Annotated in this window: 13 protein-coding genes; 9 read left to right on the top strand and 4 right to left on the bottom strand. The window is 71.8% G+C overall.

What is annotated here, in order from left to right; genetic code table 11:
- Positions 1–244: 244 nt before the first annotated feature.
- Together D7147_RS04355 and D7147_RS04350 are read right to left on the bottom strand one after the other, a co-directional pair.
- The gene (locus D7147_RS04355) at positions 245–706 is read right to left on the bottom strand and encodes a YbjQ family protein (RefSeq protein ID WP_120673893.1); all 462 of its coding nucleotides are present in this window, start codon (positions 704–706) and stop codon (positions 245–247) included.
- Between the two features lie 130 nt (positions 707–836).
- Positions 837–1,520: a S1 family peptidase gene (locus D7147_RS04350; RefSeq protein ID WP_120673892.1), complete on the bottom strand. Its 684-nt coding sequence runs from the start codon at positions 1,518–1,520 to the stop codon at positions 837–839.
- Positions 1,521–2,054: 534 nt separating this feature from the next.
- Here D7147_RS04350 and purS point away from each other — a divergent pair.
- The 4 genes from purS (at position 2,055) to D7147_RS04330 (ending at position 6,528) form a co-directional block, all read left to right on the top strand.
- Positions 2,055–2,318 (top strand): phosphoribosylformylglycinamidine synthase subunit PurS, encoded by a 264-nt coding sequence (gene purS / locus D7147_RS04345; RefSeq protein ID WP_120673891.1) that lies wholly within the window; start codon positions 2,055–2,057, stop codon positions 2,316–2,318.
- Positions 2,315–2,998 (top strand): phosphoribosylformylglycinamidine synthase subunit PurQ, encoded by a 684-nt coding sequence (purQ, locus tag D7147_RS04340; RefSeq protein ID WP_120673890.1) that lies wholly within the window; start codon positions 2,315–2,317, stop codon positions 2,996–2,998. Before purS ends, purQ begins: the two co-directional genes overlap by 4 nt.
- 70 nt (positions 2,999–3,068) lie before the next feature.
- On the top strand, positions 3,069–5,768 hold the full coding sequence (purL, locus tag D7147_RS04335; RefSeq protein ID WP_120673889.1) for a phosphoribosylformylglycinamidine synthase subunit PurL: 2,700 nt from the start codon (positions 3,069–3,071) through the stop codon (positions 5,766–5,768).
- A gap of 10 nt (positions 5,769–5,778) precedes the next feature.
- Positions 5,779–6,528, top strand: a complete 750-nt coding sequence (locus tag D7147_RS04330) for a 2-phosphosulfolactate phosphatase (protein WP_407663308.1) — start codon at positions 5,779–5,781, stop codon at positions 6,526–6,528.
- Positions 6,529–6,797: 269 nt separating this feature from the next.
- Here D7147_RS04330 and D7147_RS04325 read toward each other — a convergent pair whose 3' ends face one another.
- The gene (locus D7147_RS04325) at positions 6,798–8,924 is read right to left on the bottom strand and encodes a carboxypeptidase-like regulatory domain-containing protein (protein ID WP_158609269.1); all 2,127 of its coding nucleotides are present in this window, start codon (positions 8,922–8,924) and stop codon (positions 6,798–6,800) included.
- Positions 8,925–9,056: 132 nt separating this feature from the next.
- Here D7147_RS04325 and D7147_RS32305 point away from each other — a divergent pair, with 132 nt between their 5' ends.
- The 5 genes from D7147_RS32305 (at position 9,057) to amcA (ending at position 13,738) form a co-directional block, all read left to right on the top strand.
- Positions 9,057–9,380, top strand: a complete 324-nt coding sequence (locus tag D7147_RS32305) for a sterol carrier family protein (protein ID WP_407663307.1) — start codon at positions 9,057–9,059, stop codon at positions 9,378–9,380.
- Positions 9,381–9,547: 167 nt separating this feature from the next.
- Positions 9,548–11,089, top strand: coding sequence for an amidophosphoribosyltransferase (purF, locus tag D7147_RS04320; protein WP_120673887.1), 1,542 nt, complete (start codon positions 9,548–9,550; stop codon positions 11,087–11,089).
- A gap of 55 nt (positions 11,090–11,144) precedes the next feature.
- Complete coding sequence (gene purM / locus D7147_RS04315) at positions 11,145–12,299, top strand: phosphoribosylformylglycinamidine cyclo-ligase (protein ID WP_120673886.1); 1,155 nt, start codon at positions 11,145–11,147, stop codon at positions 12,297–12,299.
- 130 nt (positions 12,300–12,429) lie between these two features.
- A complete protein-coding gene (gene amcB / locus D7147_RS04310; RefSeq protein ID WP_199716773.1) occupies positions 12,430–13,533 on the top strand; it encodes a cyclophane-forming radical SAM peptide maturase AmcB in 1,104 nt (367 codons plus the stop codon).
- Positions 13,502–13,738, top strand: a complete 237-nt coding sequence (gene amcA / locus D7147_RS04305; RefSeq protein ID WP_120673884.1) for a multiple cyclophane-containing RiPP AmcA — start codon at positions 13,502–13,504, stop codon at positions 13,736–13,738. The genes amcB and amcA overlap by 32 nt, the downstream gene beginning before the upstream one ends.
- Before the next feature lie 135 nt (positions 13,739–13,873).
- Here the strand turns inward: amcA and D7147_RS04300 are convergent, their stop codons facing one another.
- A complete protein-coding gene (locus D7147_RS04300) occupies positions 13,874–14,089 on the bottom strand; it encodes a DUF3073 domain-containing protein (protein WP_120673883.1) in 216 nt (71 codons plus the stop codon).
- Between the last annotated feature and the right edge of the window lie 97 nt (positions 14,090–14,186).

Here is a 14,186-nt window from a genome sequence, read left to right as displayed (position 1 = left end):
GGCGACCACCAGGACCTACACTAATCCTAGCCCTCTTTCCTTCCCCACCCCCAGGCCGCCACCTACTCCCCACCCCCCATCCTCTAACCCCCCCCACCCACCCCACCCCCGACCCTCCCCGCCCCCAGCGCCCGGCCTTGCCTCGTTGATCAAGAGGTTTGCGTCATGTTCGATCTCCAACCTGACGCAAACCTCTTGATCAACGAGGCGGGAAAGCGGGGCCGGGGTGGGAGGGGCTGGCGGGTTAGGAGTCGCGGGTGGGGGTTTCGGCGGCGGTGCGTAGGTTGGGGGCACTCGCCGGTTCGGCGATCCCGCCGGGTTCCTCCGCGATGGCCGGATCGTGGGCGGTCTCCGCGGCGACCAGCGGCTGATCGGCCGGCATGACGTCGGGCACCTTGGGTACGACGATCACCGCCGTCCCGTACGCGCAGATCTCCATCCACATCTCGCCGCAGTCCCGGCTGTCGAACCGCATGCCGATCACGGCGTTGGCGCCGATCCGGCGGGCCTCCTCGCCGAGCCGGGCCACCGAGTCCGTACGCCACCGGGTGAGGTTGTCCGGCGCCAACGGGTCGTACGCGCCACCGCGCAGGTTCTTGACACCCTCGCGGTACGGGTTCCTGGTCCTTGCCATCGAGGAGACCACCTCGCCGAGGATCTGGCGGATCTCGTAGCCGGGCAGTTGGTCCGTCGTCACGACCAGCACGGTTCCGATGCTGTCAGGGCGAGCGATACCCCGATCGCGAGCCTTGTTCACCTGATCGGATGCTGAAAAACCGCGCGGCGCGGACGGTCGACGCTTCGCCGACCATCCGCGCCGCCCGGGGCGCTAACCGTCAGACACCGGCCACCGAGGTGATCCAGGACCGGTTGTACGCGACACTGCCGTAGTTCTGGATGTTCACGCCGTCGGCCGTGGAGGCGACGCCGACCTGCCGGCCGTTGTAGAACTGCGGGCCGCCCGAGTCGCCCCGCCACGCGTTGCCGTTGATCCGCGAGCTGCGGATCGCCTGGCCGCCGTACGCGTCGGTGGCGCTGTTGCTGGTCACCTGCACGTTGGCGGTCTTCAGCACGGTCGACGCCGAGCAGCCGCTGTAGCAGGTCATGCCCCAGCCGTAGATCGAGTTGGTCGAGCCGATGGGCGGGTTGCTGGTGGCCAGGGTCACGGTGGAGGTGCTCACCGCGCTGGAGAGGCGCATCAGGGCCAGGTCGTAGCGGGTGTAGGTGGCCGAGACGGTGCGGGTCACGCCGCCGGAGGTGCGGTTGACGCTGCCGATGCGGACCGACATCGTGCCGCTGATGCAGTGCCGGGCGGTGAGCACCCACTGCGAGGCGATCACGCTGCCGGAGCAGGTGAACGAGCCGTTGCTGAGCACCGCGGCGGCCCACGGGGCGGACGAGACGGTGCCGCCGCCGATGATGGGCTGGGGGCCCGCCGGGGCCGCGGTCGCGCCGGAGGCGGCGCCGACGACGCCGATCATCGCCGTGCTGATCGCCACGAGCAGGGAGCGGATGCGCATGGGGTGGACTCCTTGGGGGAGATGGTACCCGGGGGTCGCCGGGCGGGGGCAACCGGCGGCGCGGGATCCCAGGCCGCCGTATCATCGAGCTCTGTCGATGTAGAGTAGGGGCAGCGGAACACGTTTTCAAGATTTCCTTTTGGACTCTGCGCCATAACGATTCGGCCATAGCGTGAGTCGTATATGCCCTGGTGAGGGCCGTGCCGGGAGCGGCGGCGTGTTCCACGCCACGTCTGTCGGGGAGTTGTCCGGAGCGTGGCCGGGGCGCGGCCCGGCCGGTGCGGGCGCACCGCCATCTGCCAGGTAGGCTGGCTGCGCTCGCCCATAGGGCGTGTGTCAAAGTCCCTGGCCGGCCTGCGGCGGGCCCAGATGACGACCGGCGGCGTCGGCGCTTCGTCCGGATACAACACCGGTATCCGAACGAATCCCCGCCTTGCCGGAGCGCCGCCTGGACTCCGCCTCGGCTCGACCGAGGACTTCGACACACGCCCTAGTGGGTCGGCACCCAACTGCGTACACAGTCAGGAGTGCCCAGTGCCTCGCGTCGTCGTCGACGTCATGCTCAAGCCCGAGATCCTCGATCCGCAGGGCCAGGCCGTCGCAAACGCGCTGCCGCGGCTCGGCGTCAGCGACGTCGCCTCGGTCCGGATCGGTCGGCGGATCGAGATCGAGTTCACCGGTGAACCGGACCTGGACCGGGCCCGGGAGATCGCCGACAAGCTGCTCGCCAACCCGGTCATCGAGGACTTCACCGTCCGCCTGGTCGAGGCCGACGAGACTGCGGGCACCCGGTCGTGACCGCGCGAGTCGGCGTCGTCACCTTCCCCGGCTCGCTCGACGACGGGGACGCCGCCCGCGCCGTGCGGATCGCCGGCGCCGAGCCGGTCCGGCTCTGGCACGGCGATCCCGCTCTGCACGGGGTCGACGCGGTCGTCCTCCCGGGCGGCTTCTCCTACGGCGACTACCTGCGCTGCGGCGCGATCGCCCGGTTCGCCCCGGTGATGGAGTCGATCGTCGACGCGGCCCGCGGTGGCCTGCCGGTGCTCGGCATCTGCAACGGCTTCCAGATCCTCTGCGAGGCGCACCTGTTGCCCGGCGCGCTCACCCGCAACCAGCACCTGCACTTCCGCAACCGGGATCAGGTCCTGCGGATCGAGACGGTCGGCACCGCCTGGACGAACGCGTTCCAGCCGGGCCAGGAGGTGCTGATCCCGGTCAAGAACGGCGAGGGCTGCTACGTCGCCGACGCCGCGACGCTGGACCAGCTCGAGGCCGAGGGTCGGGTGGTGGCGCGCTACCTCGGTGGCAACCCGAACGGCTCGCAGCGTGACATCGCCGCGATCACCAACGAGGCCGGGAACGTGGTCGGCATCATGCCCCACCCGGAGCACGCCGTCGAGGAGCTCACCGGCCCCTCGTTGGACGGCCTCGGCTTCTTCACCTCCGCCCTCAAGCACCTGGTAGGGGCGCCGGCGTGACCGTCGGCGACAGGATCATCGGTCAGCTCAACCGCCCGGCGGGCGGCCACGAGCGCAGCGAGGAGAGGTCATGACCACCCATCCGGATCCGGTACGCGAGACACCGGAGGCCTTCCCGGCCGCTGCGCCTCAGGCGGCGGAGCCGGACGCGGCCACCGCCGTGCCGCCGACCGCTCCGGCCCAGCCGGCCCCCGCCGCGTGGACCGACGGCGTGGACACCGTCCCGCGCGCCGCGGGCACCCCGGGCGAACTCCAGCCGTACCCCGAGCTCGGCCTCAAGGACGACGAGTACGACCGAATCCGACAGATCCTCAGCCGGCGGCCCACCCAGGCCGAGCTGGCCATGTACTCGATCATGTGGAGCGAGCACTGCTCCTACAAGTCCAGCAAGGTGCACCTGCGTCAGTTCGGCGAGAAGGCTCCGCCGAGCGAGCGGCTGCTCGCCGGCATCGGTGAGAACGCCGGCGTGGTGCAGGTCTCCGACGAGCTGGCCGTCACTTTCAAGGTCGAGTCGCACAACCACCCGAGCTTCGTCGAGCCGTACCAGGGCGCGGCCACGGGCGTCGGCGGTATCGTCCGCGACATCCTGGCCATGGGCGCCCGCCCGGTCGCGGTCATGGACCCGCTGCGCTTCGGCGCGGCCGATCACCCGGACACCGCGCGGGTGCTCACCGGCGTGGTCGCTGGCGTCGGCGGCTACGGCAACTGCCTCGGCCTGCCGAACATCGGCGGCGAGCTGGTCTTCGACCCGTCCTACCAGGGCAACCCGCTGCTCAACGCGCTCTGCCTCGGCGTGCTGCCGGTCAACCGGCTGCAGAACAAGGCCGCCGCGGGCCCCGGCAACGTGGTGGTCCTGATGGGCGCCAAGACCGGCCGGGACGGCATCGGCGGTGTGTCGGTGCTGGCCAGCGCCACCTTCGACGAGGGCAGCGAGGAGCGTCGCCCGTCCGTCCAGGTCGGCGACCCGTTCATGGAGAAGCTGCTCATCGAGGCCTGCCTGGAGCTGTACGACGCCGAACTGGTCGTCGGTATCCAGGACCTGGGCGGCGCGGGTCTGACCTGCGCGCTCACCGAGACCGCCGCGGCGGCCGGCACCGGCATGCGGGTCTGGCTGGAGCGGGTTCCGCTGCGCGAGCCCTCGATGGAGCCGCACGAGATCCTGGCCAGCGAGTCGCAGGAGCGGATGCTGCTGGTCGTCGAGCCGGAGAAGCTCGACGCGGTGCTCAAGACCGCCGAGAAGTGGGGCGTCTGGGCGACCGCCATCGGCGAGGTCACCGCGCCGGCGCCGGACGGCCAGCCGGGCCGACTCGTCATCACCTGGCGCGACCAGCTGGTGGTCGATGTGCCGCCGGGCTCGCTGGTCGACGACGGTCCGGTCTACGCCCGCCCCATGCGGGAGCCGGCCGACCTGATCCTGCTCCAGGCCGACCGGGCCGAGACCCTGCCGCGCCCGACCGACCCGGAGGCGCTGCGGGAGACCGTCCTGCGCATGATCGCCTCGCCGAACCTGGCCGACAAGACCTGGGTCACCGAGCAGTACGACCGGTACGTGCTGGGCAACACCGTGCTCGCCCAGCCGGAGGACTCCGGCGTGATCCGCATCGACGAGCGCACCGGGCTCGGGGTGGCGCTCTCCGTGGACGGCAACGGCCGCTACGCCCGCCTCGACCCGTACCACGGCACCAAGCTCGCGCTGGCCGAGGCGTACCGGAACGTGGCAGTGGCCGGCGCGACGCCGATCGCGGTCACCAACTGCCTGAACTTCGGGTCCCCCGAGGACCCGGCGGTGATGTGGCAGTTCGCCGAGGCCGTCCGCGGCCTCGCGGACGGCTGCGCCGAGCTGGGCATCCCGGTGACCGGTGGCAACGTCAGCTTCTACAACCAGACCGGCGCCGCGGCCATCCACCCGACCCCCGTGGTCGGCGTGCTCGGTGTGCTGGAGAACGTGGCCGACCGGGTGCCGATGGGCTTCGTGCCCCGGCCCGAGGGTGACCACGACCACCTCTACCTGCTCGGTGAGACGCACGTCGAGCTCTCCGGCTCGGAGTGGGCCTGGGTGACCCACGAGCACCTCGGCGGGATCCCACCGCAGGTCGACCTCGCCCGGGAGAAGGCGCTGGCGGACCTGCTGGCGGCGGCGGCCCGGGTCGGTCACCTCAGCTCGGCGCACGACCTCTCCGACGGTGGGCTCGCGCAGAGCCTGGTCGAGTCCACCCTGCGTCGCGGGGTCGGCGCCCGGATCGCGCTCCCGGAGCAGTTCACCGGCGGCTCGATGCCGTTCGTCTACCTGTTCAGCGAGTCCGCCGGGCGGGTGCTGGTCTCGGTGCCGCGCGGGCACGAGAAGGCGTTCACGGCGCTCTGCGCGGAGCACGGGGTGCCGGCCGAGCGGATCGGCGTCACCGACCCGACCGGCGGTGCCCTTGAGGTGCACGGCCAGTTCCGGATCGGGCTGGACGAGCTGCGGAGCGCCCACACCGGCACCCTGCCGCGGCTCTTCGGCGGTGCGGCGGCGGTCGAGGTGCCGGCCCCCGCGACCGGGGTGGCCGGCGCCGTCGAGGCGGTGCCGCTGCCGGTCAGCGACCCGAACGCCGAGGTGGCGCCGATCGACCCGGAGAGCGTCGAGTCCGAACCGATCGCCTCGGCCGGCCCGGTCGCGCCGGTGGCGGACGTCTCCGCCGGATCGGCCGTGATCGAGACGCCGGGTGACGGTGCCGCGTCCGACACCGACTCCGGTGACACCGAGCAGCCGACGACGCCTGACGAGCGCTGAGGCGCTGGCGTTGGCCGTCTACGCCCAACCCGGATCCGGCGCCCGGTTCGACTGGGGCCTGACCGGGGCGGCGGAGCTCGGCCGGGTCTGCGCCGCGCTGGTGGTGGTGGACGTCCTCTCGTTCACCACCGCCGTCGAGGTGGCGGTCAGCCGGGGGATGCGGGTGCACCCGTTCCCGTGGGGCGAGCAGGCCGCCGAGTACGGAAGCCGGATCGGTGCCACCGTCGCGGTGGGCCGTCGGCAGACCAGCTCGGAGCAGCCGTGGTCGCTCTCGCCGGCGTCGTTGAGCACGGCTCCGGTCGTCGCCGACCTGGTGCTGCCGTCGCCGAACGGCTCGGCGATCAGCGCCGCGGCGAGCGCCACCGGGCTGCCGGTGGTGGCGGCCTGTCTGCGTAACGCCCGCGCCGTCGGGCGATGGCTGCGCCGCCAGGGGTACGGCTCGACGGCCGCGCCGGTCGGCGTGATCGCGGCCGGCGAACGCTGGCCGGACGGCTCACTCCGCCCCGGCGTGGAGGACCAGCTCGGCGCGGCCAGTGTGCTGGACGCCCTCTCCGGCGTACCGGGTGGGCTCTCCGTCGAGGCGGCCATGGCGCTCGCCGCGTTGGCCAGCACTCCCGACGTTCCCGCCGCGGTCCGCGGCTGCGTCTCCGGCAAGGAACTCGCCGAGAGCGGCTTCGCCGGAGACGTGGAGGTCGCGGTGCAGGTCGACGTCTCCGACGTGGTGCCGGTGCTGCGCCAGGGGGTCTTCTCCGCCGCCTGAGCGGTCACCGCCGCCCCGGCGCCGGCTCGTCCGCCGGCCGCCCGACGGCGTGCCGGCACGCGGCTTTCCGCAGCGGTCCGGGTGGCTCACCGCGCACTGGACCGGCCCACCTGTTCCGCCCCGCCGGGCGGGTTCCATCCGGTTCCGGCCGTCAGCTACGCAGAACGGGCCGCCCGGTTGCTCCGGACGACCCGTTCTCGTCGCTCTGCCGGGGCGGCTGTCACATCGCCCCGGGTCGGCTCGACCGGCGAACCGGCGAGCCCGCCGGCTCAGTCGTCCAGCCAGTCCAGCCGGCGACCGCTCCGGTCCCCTTCGCGGCTCCGGCCACCCTGCTGCTGGTCGCCGTAGTAGCCACCCTGGTCGTAGCCACGATCGTCGTAGCCGCGCTGGGTCTGCGGCTCCTGCTCGTAGCCGCCGCGTTGGGTCGGGGGTTCCTGACCGTAGCCGCCGTGCGTCGTCGCCGGCTCCTGGCCGTACCCGCCCTGCTGGCCGTAACCGGGCTGGCCGTAGCCGCCCTGGTCGTAGCCGGGGTCGTCGTAGCCGCCGCGCTGGGTCGGCGGCTCCTGGCCGTAGCCGCCCTGCTGGCCGTACCCGCCGGCCGGCTGGTCGTACCCGCCGCCCTGCTGGTTGTAGCCGCCGCGCTGGTCGTAGCCGGCGGTCGACTCCGCGCCCTGGCCGTACGGCGCAGCGTCCGGCTGGCCGTAGCCCTGCCCCTGACCCTGCTCGTAGACGCCCGTGGCGTACGGGTCGGCCGGCGCCGGGTACTGGGTGTTGTTGTCACCCGTGTAGCGGCCGGTCGGCTCGTCGTAGCGCTGCTCGCCGTACCCGGCGTTGCCGGAGGCGGGCGGATAGCCGGCGCCGCCGGCCGGGGCAGCGTAGTCACGGCTGCCGTAGCCCTCGCCGGACGAGGGGGCGTTGCCGTATCCGCCGTCGCCGTAACCCGCGTCGCCGGCACCGGCACCGTAGCCGCCGCCCGAGCCCGGGGCGTTGCCGTAGCCGGCGCCCGAGCCGGGGGTGCTGCCGTAACCACCGTCGGCACCGTAACCGCCGCCCGAGGCGGGGGCGTTGCCGTAGCCGCCCGCGCCGTAGCCGGCGGGCTCGTCGCCGTACCCGTTGCCGGACCAGCCCGGTCCGCCGTCGCCGTACGCCTGCGAGGGTGGCGCGCCGTACGGGTCCGGAGGTACGTCGTCGACGACCGGACGGTGCATCATCGTCGGCGCCTCGCTCAGCGCCGCGCCGCCGCCCGCGACCATCGTCGGGTCCGGGCCACCGCCGACCCGGTTGACCACCCGGGTCTGGTCGTCGGCACTGCGGAAGCCGCCGCCCCGGGCCGCCGGCACGGCACCCGCACCGGCGGGAGCGTCGTCGTCGGCGTCGTCCGGGTTCTCCTTGCGCTTCATCCAGAGCAGCACGATGGTGCCCACACCCGCGGCGACGAGCAGGCCGCCGAGCAGGATGATCACGTACTGCCCGAAGCCGCCGCCCGAGTCCTCGTTCGAGGCGTTGGCCGCCGCGCCCTCGGTCGCCTCGGGCGTCTCGTCGGTGGCCTCGTCGGTCGCCTCGTCGGTCGGCTCCTCGGTGGGCACGGCCGACTCGCTGGCCGACGGGGTGGCGCTCGGCGTCACCTCCACCTTGACCGCCAGGTTGATCCGCTGGCCGCTGATCGACTGGTTGGGCCCGGCGTTGAAGCTGTTGACCTTCTGGACCCCGTCGAAGCTGGCGCCGACGTCGATCCGGCCCGGGGTGATCGGCTTGGAGCTGGTGCCGGTGAAGCGCCAGTTGCCGTCGCTGTCCGAGGTGGTCTCGTACCGGTGGCCGCCGCTGTCCTGAAGTGCGACGTATGCGCCCTTCACCGGCTTGCCGTTCGCCTGGATCACGACCTTGCCGGAGACCGACCGCACGGTCTGCACCGCGGGCGGCGCGGCCGCCTTGACGGTCACCCGGAGGTTCCTGGAGTCGGAGGAGTTGCCCTCGACCCGGATCGTCGCCTGTGCGTTGTTCGCCGCCGGCGCGTTGCCGGACGCCGACAACGTGAGGGTGACCGTTGCGGGTCTCGGCCCGCCCAGCCCTCCTTCGAATTCGATCGTGCCGCAGCCGCCGGTGCAGCTGACTCCCTGCGGGAGGCCGTTGACGCTGATCTGCGCGGACTCTTCGTTACCGTCCGGCGAGACCTCGACCCGCACGCTGCCGCTGCGGCCCGCGTCGATGGTGACCGAGTCACCAGACGAGGTGATCTTCGCGGCCAGGGCTGGTGTGGCGGGGAGGGCGATTAGGGCGCCGGTAACCAGCGCTACGACCACACCGGCCCGCTGCTTCCAGGCACGTCGGTGTGTTGACACGTCCACCGCCTTCCGGACTGACTTCCCGCTCCGGCGGGTGCCGGGCCGGGGGATCATCACGGTTCGAATACGCCGTCGGCAACTATGCCTTGTCCGGCTGTCCCGGCGCGACCCAGGGCCAGCGTCAGACTTGATGGGCTGAGGTCGTATCGTCCCGTCGTGTCCTCTCCGCACATTAAGTCCGCCGCAGTGGCGGCGGCGTTGTCGGCCCTCGACCAGGGGCGCGTCGCCGAACGGCCGGTCCTCCGGGAGGCGGTCCGGACGCTGCTGACCGCCCTTGCGGAGCGTGCCCCCGGCCGATCGGTGGAGGTGCGCGTCCCACCATACGGCGCGATCCAGTGTCTGCCCGGTCCCCGACACACCCGCGGCACCCCGCCGAATGTGGTGGAGATGGACCCGCAGACCTGGCTGGCGGTCGCCACCGGCCGGCTCGACTGGGCGGAGGCGGTTACGGAGGGTCGCGTACGGGTGAGCGGTATCCGAGCGGATCTCAGCCCCCATCTGCCGCTCTAGCTGCGCGGACGAGCGGGGCCGGTAACGGGTCGCACGCTTTTCGTGACTTTCTGTATTGACTGCTATTCGCGTACACTGTCAGGCGAAACCAGTGGTCGCGGCCGAGGGTGCGGATCCCACCCGTGATCCCGCCAGGCCCGACAGACCCCAGCAAGAGGGAGCGGCAGGTGCCCCGAGGCGACGGCCGGCTGAGCCACGACCTTGACCCCCAGCGACCGGGCCCCCAGGACGCGTGCGGCGTCTTCGGAGTCTGGGCTCCGGGGGAAGAAGTCGCCAATCTGACCTATTTCGGCCTCTACGCTCTTCAGCACCGTGGCCAGGAGGCGGCCGGCATCGCGGTCAGCGACGGCTCGGGCGTGGTGGTCTACAAGGACCTCGGCCTGGTCGCGCAGGTGTTCGACGAGCCGACGCTGGCCAGCCTGCGCGGGCACGTGGCGATCGGGCACGCCCGCTACTCGACGACCGGCGGCTCGACCTGGGAGAACGCCCAGCCGACCCTCCGCTCGACCACCTCCGGCACCACGATCGCGCTGGCGCACAACGGCAACCTGGTCAACACCGCGGAGCTCCAGCGGGAGGTGACCGAGCGGGGTGTCGCCACCGACGGTTCGACGAACGACACCTCCCTGGTGACCATGCTGCTGGCCAGCCGGCCGGATCTCTCCGTCGAGGCGGCCGCGCTGGAGGTGCTGCCGCAGCTGCGGGGCGCGTTCAGCTTCGTCTTCATGGACGAGTCGACGCTCTACGCGGCTCGCGACCCGCACGGCGTACGCCCGTTGGTGCTCGGCCGCCTCGAGCGTGGCTGGGTGGTGGCGAGCGAGACCGCCGCGCTCGACATCGTCGGCGCGAGCGTGGTCCGCGAGGTCGAGCCGGGTGAGTTGATCGCCATCGACGAGGACGGCCTCCGCTCGACCCGGTTCGCCGCGCCCGAGCCGAAGGGCTGCCTCTTCGAGTACGTCTACATCGCCCGCCCGGACGCCACCATCGCCGGCCGCAACGTGCACTCCGCCCGGGTGCAGATCGGCCGTCAGCTGGCCCGGGAGCACCCGGTCGACGCCGACCTGGTCATTCCCGTTCCGGAGTCCGGTACGCCGGCCGCGATCGGTTACGCGGAGGAGTCCAGGATCACCTACGGCCAGGGCCTGATGAAGAACCCGTACGTCGGGCGGACCTTCATCCAGCCGTCGCAGACCCTGCGGCAGCTCGGCATCCGGCTCAAGCTGAACCCGCTGCGGGAGAACGTCCGGGGCAAGCGGATCGTGGTCGTCGACGACTCGATCGTGCGGGGCAACACGCAGCGGGCCATCGTGCGGATGCTGCGCGAGGCGGGCGCCCTCGAGGTGCACGTGCGAATCTCGTCGCCGCCGGTCCGCTGGCCCTGCTTCTACGGCATCGACTTCGCCACCCGCGCCGAGTTGCTGGCCAACGGGCTGGACAACGATGGCATCCGGCGTTCGATCGGCGCCGACACGCTGGGGTACGTCTCGCTGTCCGGTCTGATCGCCGCGACCGAGCAGCCGAAGACCCGGCTCTGCCGGGCGTGCTTCGATGGGGAGTACCCCATCGAGCTGCCGGCGGGCAACCTGATCGGCAAGCACGTGCTCGAAGGGGTGGGTCGTCGGGTCGCCGCCAGCGCCCCGGACGCCCCGGAGCACACCACCTCTCCGCTCGTCGCCACTCCGAGCGGCGCTTCCGTCCAACGCCCGTAGCACCACGGGGCGTCGCCACCGCAACGGCGGCGCCAGAAACACAAAGGGGAGAACCGTGACGCACGTGTCCGAGCGCAGTGGCGCAGGTACCAGCCCGACCGGAGCCGGCGGCGACCGCCAGCCCTGGACGGCGGGTGCCGGACGCCAGGCGCGCAAACGCTCGGCCTCGTACGCCGACGCGGGCGTGTCGATCGAGGCGGGCGACCGCGCCGTCGAGCTGCTCAAGTCCAAGGTGCGGCAGACCCGGCGGCCCGAGGTGCTGGGCGACCTGGGCGGCTTCGCCGGCCTCTTCCGGCTGGACACGAAGAAGTACAAGAACCCGATCCTCGCCTCGTCGACCGACGGTGTCGGCACCAAGCTGGTGATCGCCCAGCAGATGGACATCCACGACACGGTCGGCATCGACCTGGTCGCGATGGTCGTCGACGACCTGGTCGCCTGCGGCGCGGAACCGCTCTTCCTGCTGGACTACATCGCCACCGGCGAGGTGGTGCCGGACAAGGTCGCCGAGATCGGCGCCGGCATCGCGGACGGCTGCCGCTACGCGGGCTGCGCGCTGCTCGGCGGTGAGACGGCCGAGCACCCGGGTGTGCTTCGCCCCGACGAGTACGACATCTCCGCCACCGGTGTGGGCGTGGTCGAGGAGAGCGAGATCCTCAGCCCGGAGCGGGTCGAGGTGGGCGACGTGGTGATCGCCATGCGCTCCTCCGGCCTGCACTCGAACGGATACTCGCTGGTCCGGCACGTCCTGCTCGGCGCGGGGCGGATGCGGCTCGACGTGGTGATCGACGACTTCGGCCGGCAGCGCACCCTCGGCGAGGAGCTGCTCACCCCGACCAAGATCTACGCGCAGGACTGCCTCAAGCTGATCGCCGAGGCCGAGGTGCGGGCGTTCGCCCACGTCACCGGCGGCGGCATCCCGGGCAACCTGGTGCGGATCCTGCCGGAGAACGTCGACGCGGTGGTGAACCGCTCCACGTGGCGTCCGCAGCCGATCTTCGACCTCGTCCAGTCGAAGGGTCGGATCGAGGACCCGGAGATGGAGGCGACGTTCAACATGGGCGTCGGCATGTTCGCGATCGTCTCCGCCGAGGACGCCGACCGCGCCCTGGCCACGCTGACCGGTCGCGGGGTCGAGGCGTGGCAGGCCGGCGAGATCATCGAGGGCACCGGAAACGTTCAGATGATCGGCCAGCACACCCGCGGCTGATCACGCTCCGCTGATCATACGACCACCTGATCAGGGGTTCACCCGAGTAGCCATCGCCGCCTAGCCTGTAGGGCACCCTCATGCCAGGCAAGGGAGGTCGATGGCTGCTCGGGAATCGTCGTCCAGCGGGATGCGCGGCGTGGCCGCCGTTCCGTCGTACGTCGTGATGCAGCCGACCACTCTCTGCAATCTGGACTGCGCCTACTGCTACCTGCCGCTGCGGGCCGCCGACCGGCGGATGCCGGTCTCGGTGGCCGAGGCGGTGGCCGCGTCGGTAAACCCGTGGTCGGCCTCCGGGCGGTTCTCGGTGGTGTGGCACGGCGGTGAGCCCCTGGCGGCCGGCCGGGAGCACCTGGCGGCGCTGCTGGCGCCGTTCGATCCTCGGGTCGAGCACCACGTGCAGACCAACGCGACGCTCATCGACGACGAGTGGTGCGACTTCTTCGTGGCTCACCAGGTGCGGGTGAGCGTGAGCGTGGACGGCCCCCGGGAGCGCAACGGTGACCGGGTCACCCGGGGCGGCCGGCCGGCGTACGACCGGATCCTGCGCGGGGTGGCGGCACTGCGCCGGCGCGGGCTGCCCTTCTCCGCGCTCGCGGTCGTCTCCCGTCCGACGCCCGGGCTCGCCGCGGAGCTGTACGAGTACTTCCTCGACCTGGGCTGTGACGTGCTCGGCGTCAACATCGAGGAGACCGAGGGAGTCAACACCCGCGACAACGCGCACGAGGCGGCCGATGTGACGGCCTTCTGGGCCGAGCTGGTGGCGGCGTGGCGTCGGGAGCCCCGGATCCACCTGCGCGAGGTCGAGTGGACCCTGCGGTACGCGGCGGCGGTCCTGGACGGTGTGGCGGACGATGTGCTGCCCCGTCAGCTGGATCCGATCCCCACGATCGGGCACGACGGCTCGGTCACCGTGCTCTCCCCGGAGCTGGCCGGCTTCACCGACCCGAGGTACGACGACTTCAGCAGCGGCAACGTGCTGGAGACCCCGCTGGCCGAGATCCTGGCCGGCGCGGAGCGGACGCCCTGGGTGGGCGAGTTCCTCGACGGTGTCGAGGCGTGCCGCTCCAGCTGTCCCTACTTCGGCTTCTGTGGTGGTGGCCACGCCGCCAACCGCTACTTCGAGCTGGGGCGTTTCGACGGTACGGAGACCGAGCACTGCCGCAACAGCAAGATCCGCCTATTGGAGGGAGTGTTGGAGCATGCCCGAGACCACCAGTCACCGGCAGCCTGAGCGCGCGGGGGTTGCCGCTCCCACAGGGGTTGCCGAGCGGGTGCGGGACGCCGCCCCGGGGCTCAACGCTCTGCTGCGCGAGGCGGAGACCGCGCGTCAGCTCCGGTCGGAGGTGGCGGGGGCGAGTGAGTCGGGCGCTGTCTGCGCCTGGAACCACTTCGAGAACATCCCGACGTTCTACAACTGGAACAACCGGCCGCGCTGATAAGCGCGATACCGGGATCAGGGGCCTGTCCGGCGTGTCGGCACGGCAGGTCCCTGATCGTCGGTCATTACACCGCTGCGAGCGGGCACATGCGTGAGCACGCGGGGCTACCGCGTGCTCAGCTGCGTCGAGAGGTCAGCGGGTCGGACGGACCCAGGGATCCGGGTCGTCGTCCGCGTGATCCTCATCATCGTCGTCGACATACTCTTTGTAGTCGTCGTCGAAGTTGTGCTCAGACTTACCAGCACCCGCCAGTTCACGCTGCAAGGCGGTGAGGTCGGTGTTCGGGGAGTGGTACTTCAACTCCCGCGCCACCTTCGTCTGCTTGGCCTTAGCACGGCCGCGCCCCATGGCTCGACCCCCTCGCACAGAATGCGGGGCAGCCCGAAGGCGGGCCCCGATGACGTCAGGCATCTCTCGTGGCTCTTACGGTACATGGGGATGCCAC

It is taken from the genome of Micromonospora musae (genome assembly GCF_003626545.1).
Taxonomy (GTDB): domain Bacteria; phylum Actinomycetota; class Actinomycetes; order Mycobacteriales; family Micromonosporaceae; genus Micromonospora; species Micromonospora musae.
This window is presented reverse-complemented; position numbering and strand designations above follow the sequence as displayed.